Origin of the sequence: Roseomonas nitratireducens (assembly GCF_017813355.1) — a bacterium.
Lineage (GTDB): Bacteria > Pseudomonadota > Alphaproteobacteria > Acetobacterales > Acetobacteraceae > Neoroseomonas > Neoroseomonas nitratireducens.
On the sequence record NZ_JAGIYZ010000007.1, the window covers coordinates 64,014 to 88,528 of the forward strand.

General features: G+C 73.0%; 27 protein-coding genes and 1 tRNA gene. 13 read left to right on the forward strand and 15 right to left on the reverse strand.

Annotation, left to right across the window (positions count from 1 at the left end):
* Window positions 1-87: 87 nt before the first annotated feature.
* Complete coding sequence (gene hutC, locus J5Y09_RS09020; RefSeq protein WP_209351428.1) at window positions 88-807, forward strand: histidine utilization transcriptional repressor HutC; 720 nt, start codon at window positions 88-90, stop codon at window positions 805-807.
* Here the strand turns inward: hutC and J5Y09_RS09025 are convergent, their stop codons facing one another.
* Genes J5Y09_RS09025 through modA form a run of 4 tightly spaced genes read right to left on the reverse strand, consistent with a single transcriptional unit; the run spans window position 808 to window position 3,716 of the window.
* Window positions 808-1,149, reverse strand: coding sequence for a winged helix-turn-helix domain-containing protein (locus J5Y09_RS09025; RefSeq protein ID WP_209351429.1), 342 nt, complete (start codon window positions 1,147-1,149; stop codon window positions 808-810).
* Window positions 1,146-2,240 (reverse strand): molybdenum ABC transporter ATP-binding protein, encoded by a 1,095-nt coding sequence (modC, locus tag J5Y09_RS09030; RefSeq protein WP_209351430.1) that lies wholly within the window; start codon window positions 2,238-2,240, stop codon window positions 1,146-1,148. Before modC ends, J5Y09_RS09025 begins: the two co-directional genes overlap by 4 nt.
* Window positions 2,237-2,929: a molybdate ABC transporter permease subunit gene (gene modB, locus J5Y09_RS09035; protein ID WP_209351431.1), complete on the reverse strand. Its 693-nt coding sequence runs from the start codon at window positions 2,927-2,929 to the stop codon at window positions 2,237-2,239. Before modB ends, modC begins: the two co-directional genes overlap by 4 nt.
* 10 nt (window positions 2,930-2,939) lie before the next feature.
* Window positions 2,940-3,716 carry a molybdate ABC transporter substrate-binding protein gene (gene modA, locus J5Y09_RS09040; protein ID WP_209351432.1) on the reverse strand — a complete coding sequence of 259 codons (777 nt, stop codon included), beginning with the start codon at window positions 3,714-3,716 and terminating at the stop codon, window positions 2,940-2,942.
* 105 nt (window positions 3,717-3,821) lie between these two features.
* Between modA and J5Y09_RS09045 the strand changes: the two genes are divergently transcribed.
* Complete coding sequence (locus tag J5Y09_RS09045; RefSeq protein ID WP_209351433.1) at window positions 3,822-4,952, forward strand: molybdopterin-binding protein; 1,131 nt, start codon at window positions 3,822-3,824, stop codon at window positions 4,950-4,952.
* A gap of 5 nt (window positions 4,953-4,957) precedes the next feature.
* The gene (locus J5Y09_RS09050; protein ID WP_209351434.1) at window positions 4,958-6,940 is read left to right on the forward strand and encodes a molybdopterin biosynthesis protein; all 1,983 of its coding nucleotides are present in this window, start codon (window positions 4,958-4,960) and stop codon (window positions 6,938-6,940) included.
* Between the two features lie 4 nt (window positions 6,941-6,944).
* On the opposite strand, the gene J5Y09_RS09055 is transcribed toward J5Y09_RS09050, so the two are convergent.
* The 9 genes from J5Y09_RS09055 to J5Y09_RS09095 form a co-directional block, all read right to left on the reverse strand.
* Window positions 6,945-8,531 carry an ABC transporter ATP-binding protein gene (locus tag J5Y09_RS09055; RefSeq protein ID WP_209351435.1) on the reverse strand — a complete coding sequence of 529 codons (1,587 nt, stop codon included), beginning with the start codon at window positions 8,529-8,531 and terminating at the stop codon, window positions 6,945-6,947.
* Window positions 8,528-9,361 (reverse strand): ABC transporter permease, encoded by an 834-nt coding sequence (locus tag J5Y09_RS09060; protein WP_209351436.1) that lies wholly within the window; start codon window positions 9,359-9,361, stop codon window positions 8,528-8,530. Before J5Y09_RS09060 ends, J5Y09_RS09055 begins: the two co-directional genes overlap by 4 nt.
* On the reverse strand, window positions 9,361-10,338 hold the full coding sequence (locus J5Y09_RS09065; protein WP_209351437.1) for an ABC transporter permease: 978 nt from the start codon (window positions 10,336-10,338) through the stop codon (window positions 9,361-9,363). The genes J5Y09_RS09060 and J5Y09_RS09065 overlap by 1 nt, the downstream gene beginning before the upstream one ends.
* 4 nt (window positions 10,339-10,342) lie before the next feature.
* Window positions 10,343-11,938, reverse strand: a complete 1,596-nt coding sequence (locus J5Y09_RS09070; protein ID WP_209351438.1) for an ABC transporter substrate-binding protein — start codon at window positions 11,936-11,938, stop codon at window positions 10,343-10,345.
* 22 nt (window positions 11,939-11,960) lie between these two features.
* Window positions 11,961-12,749 carry a VOC family protein gene (locus tag J5Y09_RS09075; protein WP_209351439.1) on the reverse strand — a complete coding sequence of 263 codons (789 nt, stop codon included), beginning with the start codon at window positions 12,747-12,749 and terminating at the stop codon, window positions 11,961-11,963.
* Between the two features lie 74 nt (window positions 12,750-12,823).
* Window positions 12,824-13,825 carry an ABC transporter ATP-binding protein gene (locus tag J5Y09_RS09080; protein ID WP_209351440.1) on the reverse strand — a complete coding sequence of 334 codons (1,002 nt, stop codon included), beginning with the start codon at window positions 13,823-13,825 and terminating at the stop codon, window positions 12,824-12,826.
* The gene (locus J5Y09_RS09085; protein WP_342451443.1) at window positions 13,822-14,793 is read right to left on the reverse strand and encodes an ABC transporter ATP-binding protein; all 972 of its coding nucleotides are present in this window, start codon (window positions 14,791-14,793) and stop codon (window positions 13,822-13,824) included. The genes J5Y09_RS09080 and J5Y09_RS09085 overlap by 4 nt, the downstream gene beginning before the upstream one ends.
* The gene (locus J5Y09_RS24745) at window positions 14,790-15,650 is read right to left on the reverse strand and encodes an ABC transporter permease (RefSeq protein ID WP_209351441.1); all 861 of its coding nucleotides are present in this window, start codon (window positions 15,648-15,650) and stop codon (window positions 14,790-14,792) included. The genes J5Y09_RS09085 and J5Y09_RS24745 overlap by 4 nt, the downstream gene beginning before the upstream one ends.
* Entirely contained in the window at window positions 15,647-16,624 is a 978-nt protein-coding gene (locus tag J5Y09_RS09095; RefSeq protein WP_209351442.1) for an ABC transporter permease, read from the reverse strand. Before J5Y09_RS09095 ends, J5Y09_RS24745 begins: the two co-directional genes overlap by 4 nt.
* A gap of 86 nt (window positions 16,625-16,710) precedes the next feature.
* Between J5Y09_RS09095 and J5Y09_RS09100 the strand changes: the two genes are divergently transcribed.
* From J5Y09_RS09100 to J5Y09_RS09115, 4 genes are all read left to right on the forward strand, one after another.
* A complete protein-coding gene (locus J5Y09_RS09100; protein WP_209351443.1) occupies window positions 16,711-18,303 on the forward strand; it encodes an ABC transporter substrate-binding protein in 1,593 nt (530 codons plus the stop codon).
* The gene (locus J5Y09_RS09105; RefSeq protein WP_209351444.1) at window positions 18,300-19,010 is read left to right on the forward strand and encodes a creatininase family protein; all 711 of its coding nucleotides are present in this window, start codon (window positions 18,300-18,302) and stop codon (window positions 19,008-19,010) included. Before J5Y09_RS09100 ends, J5Y09_RS09105 begins: the two co-directional genes overlap by 4 nt.
* Before the next feature lie 29 nt (window positions 19,011-19,039).
* The gene (locus J5Y09_RS09110; RefSeq protein WP_209351445.1) at window positions 19,040-19,651 is read left to right on the forward strand and encodes a hypothetical protein; all 612 of its coding nucleotides are present in this window, start codon (window positions 19,040-19,042) and stop codon (window positions 19,649-19,651) included.
* A 63-nt stretch (window positions 19,652-19,714) separates the two neighbouring features.
* Complete coding sequence (locus tag J5Y09_RS09115) at window positions 19,715-20,170, forward strand: DUF3429 domain-containing protein (protein ID WP_209351446.1); 456 nt, start codon at window positions 19,715-19,717, stop codon at window positions 20,168-20,170.
* Window positions 20,171-20,190: 20 nt separating this feature from the next.
* Here J5Y09_RS09115 and J5Y09_RS09120 read toward each other — a convergent pair.
* Window positions 20,191-20,266: transfer RNA gene (locus J5Y09_RS09120), tRNA-Ala, on the reverse strand.
* A 105-nt stretch (window positions 20,267-20,371) separates the two neighbouring features.
* Between J5Y09_RS09120 and J5Y09_RS09125 the strand changes: the two genes are divergently transcribed.
* The 4 genes from J5Y09_RS09125 to J5Y09_RS09140 are packed head-to-tail and all read left to right on the forward strand — an operon-like array spanning window position 20,372 to window position 22,051.
* A complete protein-coding gene (locus J5Y09_RS09125) occupies window positions 20,372-20,677 on the forward strand; it encodes a YggT family protein (RefSeq protein ID WP_209351447.1) in 306 nt (101 codons plus the stop codon).
* Window positions 20,674-20,976 (forward strand): DUF167 domain-containing protein, encoded by a 303-nt coding sequence (locus tag J5Y09_RS09130; RefSeq protein WP_342451444.1) that lies wholly within the window; start codon window positions 20,674-20,676, stop codon window positions 20,974-20,976. The genes J5Y09_RS09125 and J5Y09_RS09130 overlap by 4 nt, the downstream gene beginning before the upstream one ends.
* The gene (gene folD / locus J5Y09_RS09135; protein ID WP_209351448.1) at window positions 20,973-21,821 is read left to right on the forward strand and encodes a bifunctional methylenetetrahydrofolate dehydrogenase/methenyltetrahydrofolate cyclohydrolase FolD; all 849 of its coding nucleotides are present in this window, start codon (window positions 20,973-20,975) and stop codon (window positions 21,819-21,821) included. Before J5Y09_RS09130 ends, folD begins: the two co-directional genes overlap by 4 nt.
* The gene (locus J5Y09_RS09140) at window positions 21,818-22,051 is read left to right on the forward strand and encodes a hypothetical protein (RefSeq protein ID WP_209351449.1); all 234 of its coding nucleotides are present in this window, start codon (window positions 21,818-21,820) and stop codon (window positions 22,049-22,051) included. The genes folD and J5Y09_RS09140 overlap by 4 nt, the downstream gene beginning before the upstream one ends.
* A 49-nt stretch (window positions 22,052-22,100) precedes the next feature.
* Here the strand turns inward: J5Y09_RS09140 and J5Y09_RS09145 are convergent, their stop codons facing one another.
* Window positions 22,101-22,736, reverse strand: coding sequence for an FMN-binding negative transcriptional regulator (locus tag J5Y09_RS09145; protein ID WP_209351450.1), 636 nt, complete (start codon window positions 22,734-22,736; stop codon window positions 22,101-22,103).
* 80 nt (window positions 22,737-22,816) lie between these two features.
* Between J5Y09_RS09145 and J5Y09_RS09150 the strand changes: the two genes are divergently transcribed.
* A complete protein-coding gene (locus J5Y09_RS09150) occupies window positions 22,817-23,011 on the forward strand; it encodes a DUF6494 family protein (RefSeq protein ID WP_209351451.1) in 195 nt (64 codons plus the stop codon).
* Window positions 23,012-23,018: 7 nt separating this feature from the next.
* Window positions 23,019-24,473 carry an amidase gene (locus J5Y09_RS09155; RefSeq protein ID WP_209351452.1) on the forward strand — a complete coding sequence of 485 codons (1,455 nt, stop codon included), beginning with the start codon at window positions 23,019-23,021 and terminating at the stop codon, window positions 24,471-24,473.
* Window positions 24,474-24,515: the final 42 nt, after the last annotated feature.

Sequence of the window (24,515 nt, forward strand, 5' to 3'; positions counted from 1 at the left end):
GATGAATCTCACCGAACGGGGCCCGCATCCGCGGCGCGCGGCGGCCGAACGGCACATCGGCGCCGCGCCGGCACGGATCCTGGCCGCGTGAGCGACTTCGTTCTCGACGGCGAGGGCCCGCTGCACGCGCAGATCCGCCGCGCCGTCGCGCAGGCCATCCTCACCGGCCGGATTCCGCCCGGCGGGCGCATCCCGCCCGAAAGCGAGCTGATGCTGCGCTTCGATGCCTCCCGCATGACGGTGCATCGCGCGCTCGCCGCCCTTGCCGCCGAAGGCCTGGTGCGCCGCAACCGCCGCGCCGGCACCGTGGCGAGCCCCGAGGCGCGCGGCCGCGCCGTCTTCGAGATCTGGGACATCGGCGCCGAGATCCGCGCCGCCGGGCAGGCGCATCGCTTCGAGGTGCTGGAGCGCGCCGAACGCCCCGCCAAGGGCGATGCGCTCGCGGTGCAGGACGGCACGCCGCTGCTCGCACTCACCACCCGGCACATGGCCGACGAGACGCCGATTCAGGTGGAGGAACGGCTGATCAACCTGCGTGCCGCGCGCGCCGCGGCGCAAGAACCCTTCGCGGCCACGCCGCCCGGCCGCTGGCTGCTCGACCACGTCCCCTGGACCGAGGCGGAGCACGCCATCCACGCCGCCCGCGCGCCGGCGCGGATCGCGCGGCTGCTCGGCATCAAGGCCGGCGACGCCGCGCTGGTCGTCGAACGCCGCACCTGGAACGGCCGCGTGCCGGTGACCTTCGCGCGGCTGTGGCATGCCGGCGAACGGCACCGGTTGGTCGGGCGCTTTTCGGCCGGCGGGTGATCAGCGCGTCAGGCGCGCGGCCAGCATCGCCAGGCGATCCTCGGCCGCGAGGTCGGCCGCCGCTTCGATGGCGCGGTAGTCGGCAACCAGGCTGCGCCCGGCCTCTGTCAGGCTGGCACCGCCGCCGCGCGCGCCGCCGGGGCTCGCCACCACCACGGGCGTCCCGGCGATGCGGTTCAGCGCATCCACCAGGTCCCAGGCGCGGCGGTAGCTCATGCCGAGCGCGCGCCCCGCGGCGGAGATCGAGCCTTCCCGCGCGATCGCCTCGAGCAGCGCGATCTTGCCCGGCCCGATCCGCCCCTGCGGCAGGTCGATCCGCAGGCTGAGCAGCGGGCGCGTCACGCCGGCGGCCCGCCGCGATGGTCGATCGTCACGGCCTTCACCAGCGCCCACAGCGGCATGCCCTCGCGCAGCGCCAGCCGCTGCGCGCTCTCCCGCGTCACGCGCGCGAGCAGCAGGGACGGCCCGGCGGCGAGCCGCAGGAAGGCCTCGGCCGGTTCCGGCGCATCGAGGATGGCGGCGAGCGTCACGGGCAGGATGTTGCTGGTGGACAGGCCGCGCGGCTCCTCGGTCGCGACCGCGACGTCGCGCGCGCGCAGCCGCATGCGCAGCCGCGTCCCCGGCGGGCCGACATGGGCGGCGGTTCGCAGCGTGCCGCCGGCGAAGCCCAGCACCGCCACGCCCTCGGTCACGTGCTCGACCGTGCAGGGCAGCAGCACGCCGGCATCGCGCCGCGCGCTGAGCAGCGGCAGGTCGGTGCGCGCGGAGATCTCCTCCACCGCGCCATGCGCAACGACGCGCCCGGCCTCCATCAGCACGAGATGATCGGCGAGCGCGTCCACCTCATCCAGCGCGTGCGTCACGTACAGGATCGGCAGGCGCGCGGCGCCGCAGAGCCGCGCGAGGAAGGGCAGCACCTCCGCCCGGCGCGGCGCGTCCAGCGCGGCGAGCGGTTCGTCCATCAGCAGCAGCCGCGGCCGCGCGAGCAATGCGCGGCCCAATGCGACGCGCTGCCGTTCCCCGCCCGACAGCGCGCCCGGCCGTCGGTCCAGCAGCGGTGCCAGGCCGAGCAGCTCCACCACCTCCCCGAAGCCGGGCCCCTGTTCCCCAGTCGGCGCGCGGCGCAGCCCGTAGCGCAGGTTGGTCGCGACGCTCATATGCGGGAACAGCCGGGCATCCTGGAACACCACGCCGCAGCGCCGCGCCTCGGGTGGCAGGCAGATGCGCGACGCGGTGTCGAGCAGCAGCCGTTCCCCGATCGCGACGCGCCCTTCCCGCGGCCGCAGCAGGCCGGCGATGGCGGCGATGACGGTGCTCTTGCCGCAGCCCGAGGCGCCGAACAGCGCCGTGACGCCTGTCGCCGGTACGGAGAAGGCGGCGTTCAGCGCGAAGCCGCCGGTGCCGAAGCGGTGGCGGAGCGCGACCTCGATCATCCGGCGCGGCCGAGCAGCAGATGCATCCGGCGCGCGATCACCTCCGCCAGCAGCAGGCCGGCGACCGCGAGGGCGAAGGAGATCAGCGCGAGCCGCGCCGCCATCGCCTCCCCCCCCGGCGTCTGCGTCGCGGCGTAGATCGCCAGCGGCAGCGTCTGCGTCTCCCCGGGGATGTTGGAGGCGAAGGTGATGACGGCGCCGAACTCGCCGAGCCCCGCGGCGAAGGCGGTGACCGCGCCGGCCAGGATGCCGGGCGACATCAGCGGCAGCGTCACCGTCGCGAAGCGGTCCAGCGGGCCGGCGCCGAGGGTCCGCGCGGCGGCCTCGAGCCCCGGATCGACATTCTCGAGCCCCAGCCGCACCGCGCGCACGATCAACGGAAACGACATGACCGCGGTGGCGAGGGCCGCGCCTTCGGTCGTGAACACCAGCCGGATGCCGAACCATGCGTCGAGCGGCGCGCCGATCGGCCCGCGCACGCCGAACAGCATCAGCAGCGCCCAGCCCACCACCACCGGCGGGACGACGAGCGGCAGGTGCACCAGCGCGTCGAGCAGCATCCGCCCCGGGAAGCGCCCGCGCGCGAGCAGCCAGGCGACGGCGACCGCCGGCACGAGCGAGATGGCGACCGAGCGCGTTGCGACCGCGAGCGACAGGCGGATCGCATCCCACTCCTCCGGCGTCAGCATGGATGGCCGTTCAGCGTGCCAGGCCGAAGCCGAAGCGCTGCCATTCCGGCTGTGCCTCCGGCCCCGCGAGGAAGGCGAGCAGCGCGCGCGCCTGCGCGTCGCCGGCCGCGCGCCGCGTCAGCGCGAAGGGGTAGGTGACGGCAGGGTGGCTTTCCGGCGGGAAGGTGCCGAGCACCGCGACGCCGCGGCTGGCCGCCGCGTCGGTGGCGTAGACGATGCCGAGCGGTGCCTCGCCGCGCTCCACCAGCAGCAGCGCGGCGCGGACATTCTCCGCGCGGGCGAGGCGCGGGGCGATCGACTCCCACTGCCCCATCCAGCGCAGGGCGGCCTCAGCATAGCGGCCCACCGGCACATGCGCGGGATCCCCGGTTGCGAGCCGCCCGGACGGGCCGAGCAGCGCGGCGAGGTCGGTCCCGCGCGCCAGGGTCAGGGCGGCCGCGGTGCGCGCCGGGGCGACCAGCACCAGCGCATTGCCGACCGCGCTGACGCGCGTGTCCTGCACGATCAGGCCGCGCTGCTGCACGTAGTCCATCCAGGGCTCGTCGGCCGAGAGGAACAGGTCCGCCGGCGCGCCCTGCTCGATCTGCCGCGCGAGGGCGGAGGAGGCCGCGAAGGCGAAACGCGGCGGCGGATTGCCGCGCGCCTGCCACGCCTGGCCCAGGGCGCGCAGCGCGTCGGTCAGGCTCGCCGCGGCGAAGACCATCGGCCCCTGCTGCGCCTGCGCGAGGGCGGGCAGCGGCAGCGCGGCGATCGTGGCGGCAAGGCGAAGCAGTGGGCGGCGGTGCATGCGGGGCGAAGCGCTATGTTTCATGATATATAGCCCATGCGACCAAGACCGGTAAAGCGCGCCACGCCCCTGGCCAAGGGCGCGGCGCTGCGCCAAAGGGCCGGCATGTCGACCACCCCCCTGCGCCTGACCGCGCCCGATGCCGCGCTCGCCGCGCTGCTGGCGCATGTCGGCGCACCGGTTCCCGCGCGCCACCTGCTGGTGGCCGCCGCGCTGGGCCACGTGCTGGCGGAACCGCTGCGCGCCGCCGGCCCGGTACCGGCGGCGCCGGTGGCGCTGCGCGATGGCTGGGCCGTGGTCGCGGCCGAGACCGAGGGCGCCGGCCCCTATGCGCCCTTGCCGCTCATGACCACCCCCCGGCGTGTCGCGGCGGGCGATCCGCTGCCGACGCCCGCCAATGCCGTGCTGCCGCCCTTCGACCTGGTGTTGGAAGGCCCCTTCGCCCAGGCGCTTCAGGCGATCGCCCCCGGCGAGGGCGTGCGCGGCGTGGGGGAGGAGATGGGCGCCGGCCATGTGCTGCGCCACGCCGGGGAGAGGCTTGCCGCGCGCGACCTGCCGGCGCTCGCGATGCTCGGCGTCGCCGGGGTCGCGGTGCGCGCGCCGCGCTGCGCCTGGATCGCGACGGGGGATGAGATCGTCGCCGATCCCACCCGCGACACGCTCGCGCCGGTCTTCGCCGCCCTGCTCGGCGCGCTCGGCGCCGAGCTGCGCGTCCGGCCGCCGGTGCCCGACGACCCGGCCGCCATCGCCGCGGCGCTGCACGCCGCCGTGGCGGACCATGACGTGCTGCTGCTCGTCGGCGGCACGGGGGAGGGCGCGGGCGATCGCAGCGCCGCGGGGCTGGCGGATGCCGGCACGCTGGACGTGCATGGCATCGGCGCGCGCCCGGGCATGACCGCCGGCGGAGGTGCCGTCGCCTGCCGGCCCGTGCTGCTGCTGCCCGGCCGCGCCGAGGATGCGCTCGCGGCCTGGGTGCTGCTGCTGCGGCCGCTGCTGCTGGACCTGATGGGCGTCGCCGCGCCGACGCCGGCCACGGCGCGGCTGGCCCGCAGCGTCGCCTCCACCGTCGGACTCGCGGAGCTGGTGCCGCTGCGCCTCGGGCCGGACGGGGCCGAGCCGCTCGCGCTGGGCGCCCTGCCGGCCGGGGCGCTCGCGGCGGCGGACGGCATTCTCGTGGTGCCGGCCGCCTCCGAGGGCTACGAGGCGGGCGCCACGATCCCCATCTGTCCGCTGTGATCCGCATGCCCGACGCCCCGCCGCCCCGGCCCGATCCCGCCAAGCTGCTCGACCGCGTGCGCCGCGCCGCGCGGCAGGAGCAGTTCCTCGATGTGGTGAGCGCCGAGGAGGCGACGCGGCGCTTCCACGCCGCGCTCGACCTGCGGCCGCTGGCGGCGGAGGAGGTGCCGCTCGCGGCCTCCCTCGGCCGCGTCGTCGCGCGCACCGTGACGGCGGCCTGCGACGCGCCGCCCTTCGACCGGTCCTCCGTCGACGGCTTCGCCCTGCGCGCGGCGGATGCGGCGGGCGCGAGCGAGGCCGCGCCCCGCCGGCTGCGGCTGAACGCGGAGGTGCTCGCCTGTGGCGTCGCCCCGGCGGTCGAACTGCTGCCCGGCACAGCGACCGCCATCGCCACGGGCGGTATGTTGCCGCGCGGCGCCGATGCCGTCGCCATGATCGAGTGGACGGCGCTGGAGGAGGATTCCGAGGGACCGGTGCTGCTGCTGAAGCGCCCGCTCGCCCCCGGCCAGTTCATCGGCTTCGCCGGCAGCGACATCGCGCGCGGGGAAGCGCTGCTGCGCGCCGGCACGGTGGTGACGAGCCGGGAGATCGGCATGCTCGCAGCCGCCGGCCATGCGACGGTGCCCGTGGTGCGGCGGCCGCGCGTGGCGGTGATCTCGACCGGCGACGAGCTGGTGCCGCCCGGCGCGCCGCTGCCGCCCGGCGGCATAGCCGACAGCAATGCCGCGATCCTGTCTGCCGCGGTGGTGGAGAATGGCGGGGAACCCATCCCGCTCGGCATCTTCCGCGACGAGGAAGCCGCGCTGGCGGGCGCGCTGCGGGATGGCCTGGCGCGCGCCGACCTTGTCGTCATGTCTGGCGGCACGAGCAAGGGCGCGGGCGATGTCTCCCATCGCATCCTGTCGCGGCTCGAGCCGCCGGGGGTGCTGGTGCACGGTGTCGCGCTGAAGCCGGGCAAGCCGCTCTGCCTCGCGGTGTCCGGCCGCACGCCGGTGGTGGTGCTGCCCGGCTTCCCGACCAGCGCGGTCTTCACCTTCCACGAATTTGTCGTGCCCGTGCTGCGCGCCCTGGCGGGCCTGCCGGCGCGGGAGGAGACGACGGCGCCCGCGCGGCTGGCGGTGCGCACGCCGAGCGAGCTCGGCCGCACCGAATATGTGATGGTGTCGCTGGCCGAGACCGCGGATGGCCTCGCCGCCTTTCCGCTCGGCAAGGGGTCGGGGTCGGTCACCGCCTTCTCCCAGGCGGATGGGTTCTTCGCCATCCCCGCGCTGGATGCGGGGGCGGACGCCGACACGCCGGTCGGCGTGCGGCTGATCGGCGGCGCGGCGCGGCCACCCGACCTCGTGCTGATCGGCAGCCACTGCGTCGGACTCGACATCGTGCTGGATGCGCTCGCGGCCGACGGGCTGCGCGCGCGCACACTCGCCGTCGGCAGCCTCGGCGGCCTCGCCGCGGCGAAGCGCGGGGAGTGCGACCTCGCCCCGGCGCATCTGCTGGACCCGGCGTCGGGCGCCTACAACGAGACTTTCCTCGCGCCCGGGCTGCGTCTGGTGCGCGGCTGGCGCCGGCGCCAGGGCGTGGTGTTCCGCCCCGGCGATCCGCGCTTCGAGGGGCTGGAAGGCGCGGCGGCGGTGCGGCGCGCGGCGGGCGACTCATCCTGCCTGCTGGTGAACCGCAACGCCGGGTCGGGCACGCGCATCCTGCTCGACGGGCTGCTCGGCGGCGCGCGGCCGGCGGGCTATGCCAACCAGCCGAAGTCGCACAACGCGGTCGCCGCCGCTGTCGCGCAGGGGCGCGCGGATTGGGGCGTGGCGATCGAGACGGTGGCGCGTGACTACGGGCTTGGCTTCCTGGCGCTCGCCGACGAGCACTACGATTTCTTCCTCCCCGAGGCGCGGGCCGGGCGCGCGGCCGTCGAGGCGTTCCTGGCAGCGCTGGCGTCGGACACGGTGCGCGCGCGGCTCGCCGGCGCCGGCTTCGGGGCTTGATCCTTCAGCCGGCGAACATCGCGCGGCCCGGGATCGCGGCGATCAGGCTGCGCGTGTAGTCGCTGCGCGGGGCGGCGAAGACCTCGCCGATCGGGCCGGCTTCCTCGACCACGCCGTTGCGCATCACCGCGACCTCGTCGCTGAGTTGCGCGGCCACGCGCAAATCATGCGTGATGAACAGGATCGACAGGCCGAGGCGGTCCTGCAATTCCCGCAGCAGCGCGAGCACCTGCGCCTGCACGCTGACATCGAGCGCCGAGACGGGTTCGTCCGCCACCAGAACCGTGGGCTTCATGGCGAGCGCGCGGGCGATGCCGATGCGCTGGCGCTGGCCGCCGGAGAATTCGTGCGGGTAGCGGTTCACCGCCTCCGGATCGAGGCCGACCATCGCGAAGAGCTCGCGCGCATCGCGCTGGGCCTGGGCGCGCGGCGTGCCGGCGGCGATCGGCCCCTGCGCCACCTGCGCGCCGGCGCGGCGCCGCGGGTTGAGCGAGGCGTAGGGGTCCTGGAAAACCATCTGCACCAGCCGCGCCGCGTCGCGCCGCCGCGTCGGCAGGGGCGCGCCGTCGATGCGGATCTCCCCGCCTTCCGACCCCAGCAGCCCGACCACGCAGCGCGCCAGCGTGGACTTGCCCGAGCCGCTTTCGCCCACCACTGCGAGCGTCGCGCCGCGCCGGAGCGTGACCGAGACGGCATCGAGCGCGCGCACCGGCTTGCGGCGCCGGAACAGGCCGCGGGAGACGTAGGTCTTGGTCAGCCCCCGGATCTCCAGCACGGCGTCCGGGCTCAAGGCGCGCGGGACGGGCGGGGCGAGCGCTGGCACGGCGCGCAGCAGCGCGCGGGTGTATTCGTGCTGGGGCGCGGTCAGCACCTCCCGCGCCGTGCCTTCCTCCACCACGCGGCCGAGGCGCATGACGGCGACGCGGTCGGCGATTTCCGCCACCACGCCGAAATCATGGGTGATGAACATCACCGCCGTGCCGTGGCGCCGCTGCAGGTCCTTGATCAGCGCCAGCACCTGCGCCTGGGTGGTGACATCGAGCGCGGTGGTGGGCTCGTCGCAGATCAGCACCTCGGGTTCCAGCGCGAGCGCCATGGCGATCATCACGCGCTGGCGCTGGCCGCCGGAAAGTTCGTGCGGGAAGGCGCGCAGCGCGCCCTCCGGGTCGGGCAGGTTCACCTCCCGCAGCGCCGCGAGCGCGCGGCGCTCGGCTTCCCGTGCGCCGAGGCCGAGATGGACGCGCCACATCTCGCCGATCTGCCGGCCGACGGTCATGAGCGGGTTCAGCGCCGTCATGGGTTCCTGGAACACCATGGCGATGCGCCGGCCGCGGATGGCGCGCCAGGCCTCGGGCGACTTGGCGCGAAGGTCCTCGCCCGACAGCGCCATGCGGCCGCGCTCGATGGCAAGGCCCGGCGCGAGCAGACCCATGGCGGCGGAGGCGGTGACGGACTTGCCCGAGCCGCTCTCGCCGACGACGCAGAGGATCTCTCCGGCGGCGACGGAGAGCGTGACGTCCTCGATGGCGTAGGGACGGTCGGCGCCCCTGGGCAGGCGGATGGTCAGGCCCTCGACGGCCAGGCGTGTCATCGGCCGCTCGCCAGCCGCGGGTTCAGCGCGTCGTTCAGCCCCTGCCCGACCAGCGAGACGCCGAGGATGGTCAGCAGGATGGCGAGGCCGGGAATCGCCGAGACATACCATTCGGTGCGCAGCACGTTGCGCCCGAGCCCGATCAGGTTGCCCCAGGAGGGCACGTTGGGATCGGAGAGCTGGAGGAAGGCGAGCGCGCTTTCCAGCAGGATCGCCACCGCCATGACGACGGACGCATAGACGATCACGGGCGGCAGCGCGTTGGGCAGCACTTCCCGCAGGATCAGGTGCGCGTCGCCGAGCCCCTGCACGCGGCAGGCCTGCACGAAGTCGCGCGTGCGCAGCGTCATGAACTCGGCCCGCGTCAGACGTGCGACCGGCGGCCAGGAGACGATGCCGATCGCGATCGTCACCGTCTGGATCGTGCTGCCGAAGACGGCGACCAGGACGAGCAGCAGCAGGAAGTTGGGCAGCGTCTGGAAGGCTTCCGTGACGCGCATCAGCACCGTGTCCACCAGGCCGCCGTAGAAGCCCGAGAGCGAGCCGATGGCGATGCCGATGACGACGGCGATCGACGTCGCAACGAAGCCGATCAGCAGCGAGATGCGCGCACCATGGACGATCTGCGCCGCGATGTCCCGCCCCGAGGGATCCGTGCCGAGCGGGAAGCGCGGATTCTGCCCCGGCCATTGCAGCGGCCGGCCGGCGAGGCCGAGCGGGTCGCTTGGATAGAACCAAGCGGCGCCCAGGCCCATGACCAGCACCGCCAGCAGGATGACGCTGCCGATCAGCGCCGCGGGGCTGCGCAGATAGGCCTTCAGCGCGCGCATCAGGACTCCGCCGAGATGCGCGGGTCGAGCCGCGCATAGAGGATGTCCACGACGAAGTTGATGGCGATGACGAGCAGCGCCGAGACGAAGACGATGCCGAGCAGCGTGTTCAGGTCGCGCTGCACGACGCTTTCATAGGCGAGCCGCCCGAGCCCCGGCAGGGCGAAGACGCTTTCCACCACCACGGACCCACCGAGCATGGTGCCCGCCTGCAGACCGATCAGCGTGACCATCGGCAGCATGGCGTTGCGCAGCACGTGGCGCGCGACGACGCGGGTTTCCGTCAGCCCCTTGGCGCGCGCGGTCCGGACGAAGTCGAGCGACAGCACCTCCAGCATCGAGGCGCGCATGATGCGCAGGTAGATCGCCAGGAAGATCAGTCCCAGCGTCAGGGTGGGGAGCACCAGGTGCCGCGCGATGTCGAGCATGGCGGCGATGCCGGTGTAGCCCATGGTGATGTCGTAGAAGCCGCCCGCCGGCAGCCATTGCAGGTAGACGCTGAACAGCACGATCGCCATTAGCCCGAACCAGAAGGACGGCGTGGCGTAGAACACCAGCCCAAGCGTCGAGATCAGCGTGTCCGGCCAGCGGTTCACCCGCCGCGCCGCGAGCACGCCGAGCACGAGGCCGAAGAAGAAGGCGAAGGACAGCGCCGAGACCATCAGCAGGATGGTCGGCGGCAGCCGTTCCAGGATCACCGTCGCGACCGGCTTGCCGTAGATGGCCGAGAAGCCGAGGTCGAGCGTGACGAGCCGCGTGAGATACCGCCACAGCTGCGCGGCGATCCCGACATCGAGGCCGTAGAAGCGGCGCAGCTCCTCCGCCAGCGCCGCGTCGCCGCCGCCCATCTGCGCCATCAGCGCATCGACCGTATCCCCCGGGGCAAGCTGCAGCAGCAGGAACATGCCCATCAGGATCAACAGCAGGGTCGGCAGCGATGCGGCGAGCCGCCGCAGCGCAAGGCGCAGGATCCTCAAGCGGTCACGACGCCAGCCAGGTGTCGTGCCAGGTGGAGGACGCCCAGCGCGGGTTGTTGCCCGCATTGCGCAGGCGCCGGTTGAAGACCGAGACGAAGATCTGCTCGATCGGCATCCACAGCGGCAGTTCGGTCTGCACCGCGCGGACGAAGTCGGCGTACAGCGCCTTGCGCTTCACGGGATCGACCTCCGTCGCCGCGGCGTCGATGATCCCGTCGATGCGCGCATCGGTCCAGCCCCATTGGTTCGTCCAGGGTGCGCCGCGCGGGCTGCCCGAACGGTACCAGACGGTGGTGCTGACCGCGGGGTCGCTGCGGTACTGGTGCCAGCCCGAGGCCAGGTCGAAGGCGTGCTCGTTGTAGACGCTGCGCAGGAAGCCCGCGGCGTCGTTGCGCACCACCTCGACCCGGATGCCGACCTGCTGCAGCGATTGCTGGATGAAGGTGGCCCAGAGCGCGATGTCCTCCCCCCAGGGCGCGGGCAGCAGGCGGAGGGAGAAGCGCACGCCGCCGGCGCCGCGGCGATGTCCGGCCTCGTCCAGCAGGCGGTTCGCCAGGGCGGCGTCGAAGCCGTATTGCGGCATCGCCTCGGTCGGATAGTAGTCGGTCGAGACCGACGGGATCGGCCCCGTGCCCGGCTTCGCGAAGGGGCCGAGGAAGTTCTCGATGAAGAAGGGCACGTTCAGCGAGTGCGCGATGGCGCGCCGCACCCGGATATCGGCCAGGATCGGGTTGCGGAAGTTGAATTCCAGCGTGTTGGTGCGGACATTGCCCTCGTTGCCGCGCGTCGTCGCCTCGAAGCGCGGATCGCGCCCGAGGCGCTGGAGGTCGGCGATCGAGAGCGAGGAGTAGGGGCTGAACAGGATCTGCCCGGATTCCAGCTGCGCCGCTGCCGCCGCGCGATCGCCGACCACGCGCCAGACCACACGGTCGAGATAGGGCTGGTTGTTCCGCCAGTAGTTGGGGTTGCGCTCGGCGATGATGAACTGGCCGCGTTCGTACTGCACGAACTTGAACGGGCCGGTGCCGACCGGCGCGGTGTTGGCCGGGTTCTGGCGGATGTCCCCGGTCTCGAAGACATGCTTGGGGGAGATGTAGCCGAGGTCCGGCAGCGCGCGCAGCAGCAGCCCCTGCGGCATCGGGCGTTCGTATTTGAAGATCGCGGTGTGCGGGTCCGGCGTCTGCACTTCCGTCAGGAACTGCTGCAGCGTGGTCCCGTAGTTCAGGATCTTCTTCCACATCTCCATCGCCGTGAACTGCACGTCGGCGGAGGTGAAGGGCCGGCCATCATGCCAGGTGACGCCGCGGCGCAGGCGGAAGACATGCGTCAGCCCGTCTGGCGCGCTTTCCCAGGATTCGGCGAGCACGCCGACCGGATTGCCCTGCGCGTCGAGGTCGAGCAGCGCCTCCTGCATCTTGCCGCCGACGATGTAGACGCCGGTCGAGGCCTGCAGCGACGGGTTGAGGATGCGCTGCTCGGTCGCGAAATGCACCGTCAGCACGCCGCCGCGGCGCGGTGTCTCCTGAGCCTCGACCGCCGAGGCGGGGATCATGGCGGCGGCGCCGAGCAGGAAGGTCTCGCGGCGCGTGACTGCGGTCATGGTCTCTCTCCTGCGCGTAGGTTCATTCGGCTTCGAAGATCACGGCGACGCCGGTGGCGAGGCCGGGCGGGCGGGGCGTGGGCGTGGCGAGCACCATGGCGGCGCCGCCTTCCTCGGGCAGCGCGGCTGCATCGACCTGCGCAAGGCGCGCGATCTCGGCCCGCGGCGCGAAGCCGATCTCGGCGCGGCGCGGGCCGGTGGCGACGAGGTGGAAGGCGCCTTCCTGCCGCGCCGTGCCGTCGATGGCGGCGGCGAGCTTCGCCGCGGCGGCGGCGGGATCCGGCGTCGCGGCGAGCGCGCGCCGGATGCGCGTGACGCCGTTGGCGTGGCGCTGTAGCGACGGCACCCAGACCGCCTCCGGCGTATGGTGCTGGCAGGCGAAGATGCCGAGGCCGGCGGCGTAGGTGGCGGCCGGCCAGCGGAAGACGGAGAAGCGCGCCTCCATGCTCGTGCCGTCGGGCATCGGCACGGGGCGGCCGAAATGCAGCGGCCCTTGCGAATCCACGCCGCGGGCGCGCAGCGCATCGGCACCCGCCGCGGCGTCCGTCGTGGTGAAGGCGGCGCGCTCCAGCCCCTCACGCTTCGACAGGAAGTCCCGCAGCGCCTGGTTGTGCGGCTGGGGCACGAGCACGGCGAGGAGCTCGAGGTAATCCTCCCCGAACATCATCGTGTAGTTGGCGCTGCCGACATGCGCGCTGTGCGTGCCGCGCGGCGACAGCGTGAAGCCGAGCGCGCCCCATTGCGCCGCGGCGGCGTCAAGGTCGCGCACGGCGACCACCAGATGGTCGAGCCCCACCAGGGTCGGAAGCATCGCGCAGTCCTTGCGAAGGTGCTGCGCAAACTTGGCACCCTAAATGCTGCCCTGCAACATCGCTCGCGCAACGGTCAGGCCGCGGGCTCCGGATGATGGCAGGCGAGCGCGGCACCGTCTTCGCCCGCGACGAGGTCCGGCCGCTCCCTCCGGCAAAGATCGCTCGCGCGCGGGCAGCGCGGGTGGAAGGCGCATCCCGCCGGCGGGGCGAGCGGAGAGGGAAGTTCTCCCGCGATCGGCCGGAAGGTCACCGAGGTGGCGTCCAGCCGCAGCTTCGGCACGCTGTCGAGCAGGGCCCGCGCATAGGGGTGGCGGGGTGCCGCGTGGATTCGCGCGGCTGGCCCGACCTCCACGATGCGGCCGAGATACATGATGGCCACCCGGTCCGCGACATGCCGCACGACCGACAGGTCATGCGAGATGAACAGGCAGGTGAGGCCGAGCGCCTGCCGCAATTCGAGGAACAGGTTCAGGATCTGCGCCTGGATCGAGACGTCGAGCGAGGCGACGGGTTCGTCACAGACCAGCAGGTCCGGCCGCATGGCCAGCGCGCGCGCGATCGCGACCCGCTGGCGCTGCCCACCGGAGAACTGATGCGGGAAGCGCTGCGCGACCGCGGGGTCGAGGCCGACGCGCGCCAGCCATTCCGCGATGAAGGCGGGGGCACCCGCGCGCGTGACGATGCCATGGGCGATGGGGCCCTCGGCGATCGTCTCGCCGATCCGCCGCCGCGGGTTGAGCGAGGCGAAGGGGTCCTGGAAGACGGTCTGGATGCGCGTCGTCGTCTTGCGGCCGCGCGCCATCACGGGCTTGCCGTCCAGCGTCACGCGGCCGGAGGTCTGCGGCAGGATGCCGGCGACCATGCGCCCCAGCGTCGACTTGCCGCAGCCGGATTCGCCGACCAGGCCGAGTGTCTCCCCGCGCCTGATGGCGAAGGAGACATCCGTCACCGCGCGCAGCGGGCGGCGTTCCACCGGCGCGCCGAGGGCGCCGGCTATGCGGTCCCCGATGGTCAGGCGCGGGTCGAAGCGGCGCGTCAGCGCCTCCGCCACCAGGATGTCGTCGGGCCCGGTCATGCCGCGGCCTCAAGCGGGTGGTGGCAGGCGGCGCGGCGCGAGCCTTGCGCGACCTCGGGCGGCGGCGCGGCGCAGGCGGCATCCGCCCGCGGGCAGCGCGGCGCGAAGGCGCAGCCGGCGGGCAGCGCGAGCAGCGAGGGCGCCGCGCCGGGGATCTGCCGCAGCTTCTCTCCCGGCGTGGCCATCGCCGGCAGGCTGTCGAGCAGGCCGCGCGTGTAGGGATGCAGCGGCGCGCGCAGCACCGCGCCGACCGGCCCGCTTTCCACGATACGGCCGGCGTACATCACCAGCACCCGGTCGGCGAGGGAGGAGACCGTCGCGAGGTCGTGGCTGATCCAGATCAGCGCCGTGCCGCTCTCGGCGGCGAGCGCCTTCATCTTGGCCAGGATCTGCGCCTGGATGGACACGTCGAGCGCCGTCGTCGGTTCATCCGCCACGATCAGCGCCGGGCCGTGCAGCAGGGCGGTGGCGATGGCGACGCGCTGCCGCATGCCGCCCGAGAATTCGTGCGGATAGGCGGATAGCCGCCGCGCGGCCTCGGGGATGCCGACGCGCGCCAGCACGGCCGCCGCGCGGTCCAGCGCGGCGCGGTCGGAGGCCCGTTCATGCGCCTGCACCGCGAGCGCCATCTGCGCGCCGATGGTCAGCACCGGGTTGAGCGTCGCCTGCGGGTCCTGGAACACCATGGCGAGGTGCCGCCCGCGCAGGGCGCGCAGCGCCGCGGGCGGCATGCCCACCAGCTCCCGCCCCTGGAAGCGGATGGAGCCGCCGACGATGCGCCCCGGCGGATCGACCAGGCCGAGCAGCGAGAAGCCCGTGACACTCTTGCCCGAGCCGCTTTCGCCGACGAGGCCGAGGATCTCCCCTGCCGCGAGGTCGAAGGACACGCCATCCACCGCCTTCGCCACGCCGGCGCGCGTCATGAAATGCGTGCGCAGGTCGCGCACCGAGAGCAGCGGCGCGGTCACCGGCGCAGCCTCGGGTTGGTCTGGTCGCGCAGCTGGTCGCCCACCAGGTTGATGGCGACGATCAGCACGATCAGCGCGATGCCGGGATAGACGGAGATCCAGGTCCGCCCGCTCATCATGTACTGGAAGCCGTTGGCGATCAGCATGCCAAGCGAGGGTTCCGTCGGCGGCAGGCCGAGGCCGAGGAAGGACAGCGTGGCTTCCAGCGAGATCGCGTTCGCCACCTGCACCGTGCCGACGACGATCAGCGGCGGCAGCACGTTCGGGAGGATGTGGCGGAAGACGATGCGGAACGTCGAAAGCGGCGTGGCGGCCGCGGCCTCGACATAGTCCTTGCGCCGCTCGGCACTCGCCGCGCCATAGGCGGTGCGGGCGAAATACGCGTACTGCGCGGCCACCAGCGCGATGATCAGCTGCGACTTGCCCTGCCCCAGCACGGCCACCAGCACCAGGGCGAGCAGGATGGCGGGAAAGGACAATTGCAGGTCCACCACCCGCATGATCGCCGTCTCCACCCATCCGCCGGCCTGGGCGGCGAGGATGCCGAGCAGCGCGCCGACCGTCATGGCCACGGCGCCGGCGACCAGCCCCATCTGCAGCGAGATGCGCAGCCCGTACAGGATGGCGGAGAACAGGTCGCGCCCCTGCGCATCCGTGCCCAGCAGGTGCGCATAGCCGCCCGAGCCCACGAAGCCCGGCGGCCTGCGCGCATCGGCCAGTTCGAGCCCCGCTAGGTCGTAGGGGTCCTGCGGCGCGATCCAGGGTGCGGCGAGCGCGGTGCCGATGAAGGCCGCGACCACCAGCAGCGCCAGCAGCGCCACCCGGTTCTCGGCGTATTCGCGCCAGAAATCCTTCACGCCGCCGCCCCCCCGCGCCGGAGCCGCGGGTCGAGCAGCGCGTAGGAGAGGTCCACCACCAGGTTGATCGTCACGAACAGGAAGGCGACGAGGATCAGGTAGGCGACCATCACCGGCCGGTCGAGCGAGGTGATGGAATCTATGATCAGCTTGCCCACGCCGGGCCAGGAGAAGATCGTTTCCGTCACCACGGCGAAGGCCAGCGTCGAGCCGAGTTCCAGCCCGAACACCGTGACGATAGGGATTGCGATCAGCCGCAGCACGTGCCGGCGCAGGATGGTCAGGTCGGAAAGCCCGGCGGCACGCGCGAACTTCACCGTGTCGGTCAGCATGATCTCACGCGTGCCGGCGCGCGACAGGCGGATCATCATCGCCAGCTTGAACAGGCTAAGGTTGAGCGCCGGCAGCGCGATGAAGGACAGCCCTTCCAGCGTCAGGAAGGACCAGCCGATGCCGAACACCTCGACCACCGGCCCGCGATCGCCCGCCGGCAGCCAGTCGAGGTTCACCGCGAAGGTCAGGATCAGGATCAGCCCGACCCAGAAGGTGGGCACCGAGAAGCCGAGCACCGAGACCGCCATGATGGCGCGGGACAGCACGCCATCCGGCCGGTAGCCCGCATAGATGCCGAGCGGCACGCCGATCAGCGTGCCCGCGAGCACGGCGGCGATCGCCAGTTCCAGCGTCGCCGGCAGGCGCGACAGGATCAGGTCCAGCACCGGCATGCCGAACACGAAGGAGGTGCCGAAATCCCCGCGCAGCAGCCGCCCGAGGAAGGCCAGGTACTGTTCCCACAGCGGCAGGTCGAGCCCGAGGCGGCGGATCGCCTGGTCGCGGATGTCCTGGGTCGCATCCGGGCTGATCAGCACGTCGATCGGATTGCCGATGGCGTGCACGCCGGCGAAGACCAGCGCCGACATGGCCAGCATGACGAGGACGGATTGCAGCAGGCGCTGGATGACGTAGCCGAGCATCGCGCCGAGTATCGGGCAGTGGACAGGGCGCGCAAGGCATTCCAGCATCCGCGGCCAAGGAACGCTTCACGAGGAAAGGGACACCCATGCCCCGCAATGCCCGACGCCTTGCGCTCGCCACCGTCGCCGCCGGCGCGCTGCTGGCCGGCGCCGCATCGGCCCAGACGCTGACGATGGGCGTCATCGCCGGGCCGGAGAGCATCGACCCGCATTTCACCGCGACCGGCACGCATTCGGAATCGCTCAAGCACGTCTTCGACACCCTGACCCATTCGGGCGACCAGCTGCAGGTCGAACCGGGCCTTGCCGAATCCTGGCGCATCGTCGACCCGAACACATGGGAGTTCCGCCTGCGCCGCGGCGTGCGCTTCCATGACGGGTCGGACATGACGGCGGAGGATGTCGCCGCCTCGATCCGCCGGATGCAGACGCTGTCGGGCCCCAACCCGACCAGCATCTACGTCCGCCGCGTGCGGGAAGTGCGCATCGTCGATCCGCACACGGTCCAGGTCGTGACGGACGGGCCGGCGCCGACGCTGCCGAACGACTTCATCCGCCTGTTCGTGGTTTCCGCCCGCGCCACCGCGGGGCTGGCGCCGGAGACGTCGAACGAGGCCTTCAATGCCGGGCGCGCGGCGATCGGCACGGGCCCCTATCGCTTCGGCTCCTGGACGCCGCGGGAACAATTCACCGTCGAGCGCAACGACACCTATTGGGGCGCGCGCCCGGCCTGGGCGCGGGTGGTGCGGCGGGAGATCTCGAACCCCGCGGCGCGCGTCGCGCAGCTGCGCACCGGCCAGGTGGACATGATCGTGCGCGTGCCGGCGGCCGACGTGCCGACGCTCGAGCGCGACCGCAACATCGCCGTGCTGAAGACCGAGACGGTCTATGTCTTCAACCTGGCGCTCGACATGCGGGAGACGACGCCGCAGGTGACGGCGCGCGACGGCTCGCGACTGCCTGCCAACCCCTATCGCGACGCCCGGGTGCGGGAGGCGATCGACCTCGCCATCGACCGCCGCGCACTGGCCGAGGTGGCGATGGAAGGCCTGGGCACGCCGCAGGGCCAGATGGTCACGCCCGGCATCTTCGGCTTCAACCCGACGATCCAGATTCCCCGCACGGATGTCGCGCGGGCGCGGCAATTGCTGACCGAAGCCGGCTACCCGAACGGCTTCCGCATGGTGCTGAACTTCACCAACAACCGCCTGCCGGGGGACAACGGCGTGGGCACGTCGATGGCGCAGATGCTGGCGCGCATCGGGATCGAGGTGCAGGCCGCCGGCCAGCCCGCGGCCGTGATCTTCCCCGCCCGCGCGCGCGGCGAATTGTCCAACATCATGGCGGGCTGGGGCACGCTGACGGGCGAGGCGAACTACTACTACGCGGCCAACGCGCACACGAACAACCGCGAGCTCCGCCTCGGCGCCTTCAACTGGAACGGCTTCTCGAACCCCGAGATCGACCGGCTGATCCAGGCGGCGAATGTCGAGCTGGACGAAGCGAAGCGGCGCGACCTTCTGCAGCAGGTCGGCGCGCTCTTCACCGCCGAGCGCGTGGTCATCCCGATCGCCGCCGTCGGCTCCGCCTGGGCCATGCGGCGCGACCGCGTGACGCTGCGCGTGGGCCGCAGCGACGAGGAGACCTATGCCTGGGACGTGGCGCCTGTCGCCCGATGAGGATCGCGGACAGCAACTGGTCCGACATCGAGGCCTTCCTCGCGCATGACGATCGCTGCCTGCTGCCCTTCGGCAGCACGGAGCAGCATGCGCAGCTCTCGCTCTGCGTCGACGCGATCCTGGCGGAACGCGTCGCGGTGGAAGCGGCCGCGCCGCTCGGCGTGCCGGTCTATCCCGCCATGCCCTTCGGCCTCGCACCGTATTTCGCCGCCTTCCCCGGCAGCGTCAGCCTGCGGGTGGAGACGCTGCTCGCCGTCGCGCGGGACCTCATCACCTCCGTCGCGCGCGCGGGCTTCCGCCGCATCCTCATCGTCAACGGCCATGGCGGGAACGCCCCGGTCGGCGCGCTGGCGCTCGAGATGATGACGGAGGATCCCCGGCTCTCGATCCGGTTCCACAACTGGTACAACGCGCCGCGCACCTGGGCCGCGGCGATGGCGGTGGACCGGTCCGGCAGCCACGGCAACTGGATGGAGAACTTCCCCTGGACGCGGCTGGCCCACGCGCCGGCGCCGGCCGGCGCGAAGCCGCCGGTGGACATGGCGCTGATGAAGGCCTCCCCGCCCGCCGCCGTGCGCGAGATGCTCGGCGACGGCAGCTTCGGCGGCCCCTGGCAGGTCGATGACGAAGCCATGGCCCGCATCTGGGCCGAGGGCGTCGCCGAGACGCGCGCCGCGCTCGAAGGCCCCTGGCCCCGGCGCGGCTGACCCATTCACACCCAGCAGGATTCCCCAGCATGGCCGAGACCCTCGTCTTCCCCGGCACCGTCGAATGGTCCGGGGAGAATCCCGGGATATCGCTGAAGGAGGACCCGTCCGGGCCCTTCACCACCCTCGCCTCCTTCTTCCGCGTCGTGCTGTCCCCGCATGGGCGGGGACACGCGCTGGTGCTGATGCTCTCCCCGCACGTGGCCGAGGCGCCGGCGGATGCGCCCAATGTCTGCCTGACGGACAACGAGCCGCTCGCGCGCTGGCTGATCGCCGACTACGTCTCCCACTTCGGCGCCTGGCGCGGGCTGCCGGGGCTGGCGGGGCTGCAATACCGCCGGCTCGATAGCGTGCGCACCAGCGGCGACGCCATCACGACCTACAGCGAGACGGTGCGCGCGGGGGAGATGAACGTGTCGCTCACCTGGTCGGGCCTCGGCCGACCCTTCTGCTTCGCCCTGCCGCCGGAGAATTCCGCGACGGGCAAGCACCACATGCCGAGCCTCTTCGTCGGCTGCGAGACCGCGAGCGTGACGGTGAACGGGCGCATCCGCTCCGGCGCGCCGATCCCGCGCGACATCGCGGGACAGCGCATCTCGACCGCCATGCTGGCCTTCTCCGAGACCTGGATCCGCGTCTGATCCCCGCTTGATCCCCTTGGCAGCCCGCCCCGCCCCCGCGCAGAAGGGGGCGGGAGACACCGCATGAGCGAATCGACCGTACCGCGCGCCGCGCTCTGGCTGGGCCTGTCGGGCCTGATGCCGACCCTGGGCATGCTCGTCGCCATGCTCGCCTGGCCCGAGGCGCGGGAGATCGCCGCGCGCGGGGGCATCGCCTATGGCGCCGTCATCGCCAGCTTCGTCGGCGGGGCCTGGTGGGGCCTGGCGGCGGCCCGCGCGGTGCCGGAGGACCTGCCGCGCCGGCTCGTGATTTCCGTCATCCCGAGCCTGGTCGCCTGGCCGGCGGTGCTGGCGCCGCCGGTCGCGGGCCTCGTCCTTCTGGCGCTGCTGTTCGCCGTGCTGCTGCCGACCGACCGGCGCTTCCTGGCCGAAGGCCTGGCACCCGCCTGGTGGCTTGGGCTGCGGCGGCCGCTTTCGCTGGGCATGGCCGCGCTGCATGCCGCAGCGGCACTGGTCCTGGCCCTTGGGGCAACTGTCTGATCAGGGGGATTGGTGCGCTGTGGTGGAGCTGAGGGGAATCGAACCCCTGACCTCGTCATTGCGAACGACGCGCTCTCCCAACTGAGCTACAGCCCCGTCCACCGCAGGGCGCGCTGAGTGCCCCAGGCCGAGGGGGAAGTCAAGGCGCCTTGCCCGGGCCCCTGGCCCTGACTAGGTTGCGCCCGCTTCGCGGGAGGATTCATGCGCGCGCTGTTCTGGCTGCTGGATACGGCGATCAGCCTTTATGTCTGGGCGCTGATCATCGCGGCCGTGCTGTCCCTGCTGCTGAACTTCAACGTGCTCGACAGCCGCAACCGGTTCGTCTGGGCGGTGTCGGACTTCTTCTACCGGGTCACGGAGCCCGTACTGCGGCCGATCCGCCGGCGCATGCCGGACCTCGGCGGGGTCGACCTTTCGCCGCTGGTCCTCATCCTGCTGCTGTCGGCGCTGCGCATCCTGCTGGCCGAGATCCAGGTTGGGCTGCTGCGGAGCGGCGTCGGCTGGTGAGCTTCTGGCGGGCCGAGGCGGACGCCGTGCTGGTGCGGGTGCGCGTGCAGCCCAAGGCCCGCCGGCCGGGGCTAGGCGGCGTCCGGCCGGCCGGTGACGGGCCGCGGCTCGCCATCTCGGTCGCCGAGGCGCCGGAGGATGGCCGCGCCACCCGGGCGGCCTGCGAGGCCCTGGCCGAGGCTCTCGGCGTCGCGCCGTCCACCGTCGCGCTCGCCCAGGGCGCGGCCTCCCGTGAAAAGACCCTGCGCGTGGCTGGCCCGCCGGATCGCCTCGCGCCGCGCCTGGAGGCGCTCGCATGACCGCCCGCATCCTCGACGGCAAGGCGATCGCCGCCAGGCTCCGCGCGCGCCTGGCTGACCGCGTGGCCGCGCTGCCCTTCCGCCCCGGCCTGCGCGTGGTGCGCGTCGGCGACGACCCGGCCTCGGGCGTCTATGTCCGCAACAAGGACAAGGCGGCGCTGGAAGCCGGCTTCGACAGCGCGACCATCCACCTGCCGGCCGAGACGAGCGAGGCAGCGCTGCTGGCCGAGATCGCCCGGCTGAATGCCGACCCGGCCGTGGATGGCATCCTGGTGCAACTGCCCCTGCCGCCGCAGATCCGGGCCGAAGCGGCCATCGCCGCGGTCGATCCGGCGAAGGACGTGGACGGCTTCCACCCGCTGAACGCCGGGCGGCTCGCCGCCGGGCAGCCGGGGCTCGTGCCCTGCACGCCGCGCGGCGTCATGCACATCCTGGCCGAAGCTGGCGTGGAACTGCGCGGCGCGCGCGCCGTCGTGCTCGGCCGCTCGCAGATCGTCGGCCGGCCCATGGCTCAGCTGCTGCTCGGCGCCGACGCGACCGTGACCATCGCCCATTCCCGCACCCGGGACCTCCCCGGCGAATGCCGCCGGGCGGAGGTGCTGGTCGCCGCCGTCGGCCGGCCGGAAATGGTGCGCGCGGACTGGATCGCGCCGGGCGCCGTGGTGGTCGATGTCGGCATCAACCGGCTGGCCGACGGGCGGCTGGTGGGCGACGTCGCCTATGCCGAGGCCGCCGCCGTCGCCGGCGCCATCACGCCCGTGCCGGGCGGCGTCGGGCCGATGACCATCGCCTGCCTGCTCGAGAACACGCTGGATGCCGCCATCGCGCGGCGGGGGGCCGCATGATCCTCTGGCGCGTCCTGCAGGTGGTCGGCGTCGCCGGCATCCTCGCCTGCCTCATGCTGGCCTGGCAGGCGACGCCCTTCGGCGGCGATGGCTGGTCCCGCGCGCGGCTGCTCTATGCCGGGGCGGGCGCGATCCCGGCGCTGGCGCTGCTCGGCATCGCCGCGCTGGGGCAGGAGATGCGCCGCGTGCGCGCGGCGCTGGCGCGGATCGAGCAGAAGCTCGGGGACTGACGCCGCCCGCGCGAAGGATGGTTCGCGCGCGGCCGCCCCCCGCGAAGGCTCAGCCGGCGCGCATCGCGGCGGCCACCGCCTGGTCGGCCGCATCCGCGCTGTCCGAAAGCCCCGCGACCACGCCGGCCCGGTCGGCCTCGTCCCGGTTCTGGGAGAGCTTCCGCTTGCCGATCAGCGTCTCGATCCGCAGCGTGATGCCGACGATGCTCTTCAGCTGCCCGGCCACGAAGGGCTCGGGCGCGTCCGTCACCGCCCAGGGGTCGCGGCGCGGCGCCTCGTGCCGTTCGGTCAGGCGGGAGACCAGCGCATGCAGCCGCGCGGCATCCTCGATCACCTCCACCGTCCCGATCGCGTGCACCGCCACGTAGTTCCAGGTCGGCACGACGCGCCCATGCTCCCGCTTCGAGGCATAGAGCGAGGGCGAGACATAGGCCTCCGGACCCGGGAAGATCGCGCGCGCGACGCCCGCGGCGCGAAGCCCCCTCCAATGCGCGTTCGCCTTGGCGATGTGGCCGTGCAGCGTGCCGTGCGGGCCTTCGTCGACCTCCAGCATCAGCGGCAGGTGCGTCGCCTCCGGCGCGCCGCCATCGGGCGCGGCCGAGACCAGCAGCGCCAGGCGCGCCGCGCGCATGATCTCCCGCAGCACCTCGGGGCGGTCCTCGCGGAAGGCGGGCGGCGTGTACATGGCGTGATGCTCCTTTCGGGTGCAGGCTAGCCGCGCGCGGGCCGGCCACGGAACCGGCCAGGACGCCGAGGAGACATGCCATGGACGAAGACCGCTTCAACATGGAACTGCGGAAATTCCTGAAACAGGTGGGCGTCACCGCCCAGCGCGAGATCGAGCAGGTCGCGCGCGGCATGGCCGGGCCCGGCAAGGTGCTCCGGCTGCGCATGGCGCTGACCAGCCCGGATGCGCCGGGGCTGGACCACGTCGTCGAAGCCGCGATTCCCCTGGACTGAAACTGCCATGCCGAACGAACTGATCCGCCTGACCGCAACCGACGCGGTGGCGAAGCTGCGGGCGCGGGAGATCACGCCGCTCGACCTGATCGACGCCGCCGCCGCGCGCATCGCCGAGGTCGAGCCCGCGGTGAACGCCCTGCCCACCCTCTGCCTCGACCGCGCGCGCGACCACGCCAGGGCGCTGATGCGCGGCGAAAGGCGGGACGCGGAAGGCGAGGCCGGCTGGCTCGCCGGCCTGCCGGTCGCGATCAAGGACCTGAGCGACGTTGCCGGCGTCCGCACCACCTATGGCAGCCCGATCTTCGCCGACCACGTGCCCACGCGCAGCGACCCGGTCGTGGAGCGCATCGAGCGCAAGGGCGGCATCGTCATCGCGAAATCCAACACGCCCGAATTCGGCGCCGGCGGATCGACCTTCAACGAGGTGTTCGGCCGCACGCGCAACCCGTGGAACACCGCGCTGACCTGCGGCGGATCGACCGGCGGCGGCGCCGTCGCGCTGGCCACGGGCGAAGTGTGGCTCGCCCATGGATCCGACCATGGCGGATCGCTCCGCCGCCCCGCCACCTACTGCTCCGTCGTCGGGCTGCGGCCATCCCCCGGGCGCGTCACGCGCGGCACGCAGGAGGATCTCTGGTCCATGCTGTCCGTCCAGGGGCCGATGGCGCGCAACATCCCCGACCTGGCGCTGTTCCTCGACACCATGGCGGGCTGGGACCTGGACGACCCGCTGACCTGGGAGGCGCCGGCGCGGTCCTACGCCGCCGCCGTCGCGGCCGCCGAGGCCGAGAAGCCGCTACGGATCGCCTTCACCACCGATTTCGGCGGCGCCCTGCCGATGGACCGGGAGACGGCGGCGATCTGCGCGCGCGAGGTCCGGCGCTTCGAAAGCCTCGGCATCGCGGTGGAGGAAGCGCACCCGGAGATCGGCGCGCTGAACGACGCCTTCCTTGTGCTGCGCAGCCAGCACTTCGTGGTGGACCGGGAGGAACTGCTCGCGACCAAGCGCGAGCTGCTCAAGCCCGACATCGTCTGGCAGACCGAGCGCGGCCTGTCCGAGACGCCCTCCCGCCTCGCCTGGGCGGAACATGAGCGGACGCGCTTCTTCCGATCCCTCCGCGACATCTTCGCCCGCTGCGACGTGCTGGTGACGCCGGGCGCGTCCACCCCCGCCTTCGACGTGAACCTCCGCGCGCCGGAGAAGATCGGCGGGCAGGTGCTGGAAAACTACATGGGCGGGTCGCTGATCAACGCCTTCGCGACGCTGGCCGGCTGCCCGGCCGTCGCGGTGCCCTGCGGCTTCGACCAGCACGGACGGCCGGTTGGGCTGCAGGTGGTGGCACCGCCGCGGCAGGACGCCCGCGCGCTGCAGGTGGCGGCGCTGTTCGAGCGGATGACGGGGCTGGATCGGATGCTGCCGGTGGAGCCGCGTGCGGGGGTGGTGCCGCCTTACGAGTGAAAGGTCGGGGGAGGGGAACCTCCCCCGAACCCCCTCCCTTTT

What these genes read in the sequence shown, in the direction of transcription:
- modC (WP_209351430.1), bottom strand. Translation starts at nt 2,240, where the DNA reads ATGATCGAGGTCGCGCTCCGCCACCGCTTCGGCACCGGCGGCTTCGCG.
- modB (WP_209351431.1), bottom strand. Translation starts at nt 2,929, where the DNA reads ATGCTGACGCCGGAGGAGTGGGATGCGATCCGCCTGTCGCTCGCGGTC.
- modA (WP_209351432.1), bottom strand. Translation starts at nt 3,716, where the DNA reads ATGCACCGCCGCCCACTGCTTCGCCTTGCCGCCACGATCGCCGCGCTG.
- J5Y09_RS09045 (WP_209351433.1), top strand. Translation starts at nt 3,822, where the DNA reads ATGTCGACCACCCCCCTGCGCCTGACCGCGCCCGATGCCGCGCTCGCC.
- J5Y09_RS09050 (WP_209351434.1), top strand. Translation starts at nt 4,958, where the DNA reads ATGCCCGACGCCCCGCCGCCCCGGCCCGATCCCGCCAAGCTGCTCGAC.
- J5Y09_RS09055 (WP_209351435.1), bottom strand. Translation starts at nt 8,531, where the DNA reads ATGACACGCCTGGCCGTCGAGGGCCTGACCATCCGCCTGCCCAGGGGC.
- J5Y09_RS09060 (WP_209351436.1), bottom strand. Translation starts at nt 9,361, where the DNA reads ATGCGCGCGCTGAAGGCCTATCTGCGCAGCCCCGCGGCGCTGATCGGC.
- J5Y09_RS09070 (WP_209351438.1), bottom strand. Translation starts at nt 11,938, where the DNA reads ATGACCGCAGTCACGCGCCGCGAGACCTTCCTGCTCGGCGCCGCCGCC.
- J5Y09_RS09075 (WP_209351439.1), bottom strand. Translation starts at nt 12,749, where the DNA reads ATGCTTCCGACCCTGGTGGGGCTCGACCATCTGGTGGTCGCCGTGCGC.
- J5Y09_RS09080 (WP_209351440.1), bottom strand. Translation starts at nt 13,825, where the DNA reads ATGACCGGGCCCGACGACATCCTGGTGGCGGAGGCGCTGACGCGCCGC.
- J5Y09_RS09095 (WP_209351442.1), bottom strand. Translation starts at nt 16,624, where the DNA reads ATGCTCGGCTACGTCATCCAGCGCCTGCTGCAATCCGTCCTCGTCATG.
- J5Y09_RS09100 (WP_209351443.1), top strand. Translation starts at nt 16,711, where the DNA reads ATGCCCCGCAATGCCCGACGCCTTGCGCTCGCCACCGTCGCCGCCGGC.
- J5Y09_RS09105 (WP_209351444.1), top strand. Translation starts at nt 18,300, where the DNA reads ATGAGGATCGCGGACAGCAACTGGTCCGACATCGAGGCCTTCCTCGCG.
- J5Y09_RS09110 (WP_209351445.1), top strand. Translation starts at nt 19,040, where the DNA reads ATGGCCGAGACCCTCGTCTTCCCCGGCACCGTCGAATGGTCCGGGGAG.
- J5Y09_RS09115 (WP_209351446.1), top strand. Translation starts at nt 19,715, where the DNA reads ATGAGCGAATCGACCGTACCGCGCGCCGCGCTCTGGCTGGGCCTGTCG.
- J5Y09_RS09125 (WP_209351447.1), top strand. Translation starts at nt 20,372, where the DNA reads ATGCGCGCGCTGTTCTGGCTGCTGGATACGGCGATCAGCCTTTATGTC.
- folD (WP_209351448.1), top strand. Translation starts at nt 20,973, where the DNA reads ATGACCGCCCGCATCCTCGACGGCAAGGCGATCGCCGCCAGGCTCCGC.
- J5Y09_RS09140 (WP_209351449.1), top strand. Translation starts at nt 21,818, where the DNA reads ATGATCCTCTGGCGCGTCCTGCAGGTGGTCGGCGTCGCCGGCATCCTC.
- J5Y09_RS09145 (WP_209351450.1), bottom strand. Translation starts at nt 22,736, where the DNA reads ATGTACACGCCGCCCGCCTTCCGCGAGGACCGCCCCGAGGTGCTGCGG.
- J5Y09_RS09150 (WP_209351451.1), top strand. Translation starts at nt 22,817, where the DNA reads ATGGACGAAGACCGCTTCAACATGGAACTGCGGAAATTCCTGAAACAG.
- J5Y09_RS09155 (WP_209351452.1), top strand. Translation starts at nt 23,019, where the DNA reads ATGCCGAACGAACTGATCCGCCTGACCGCAACCGACGCGGTGGCGAAG.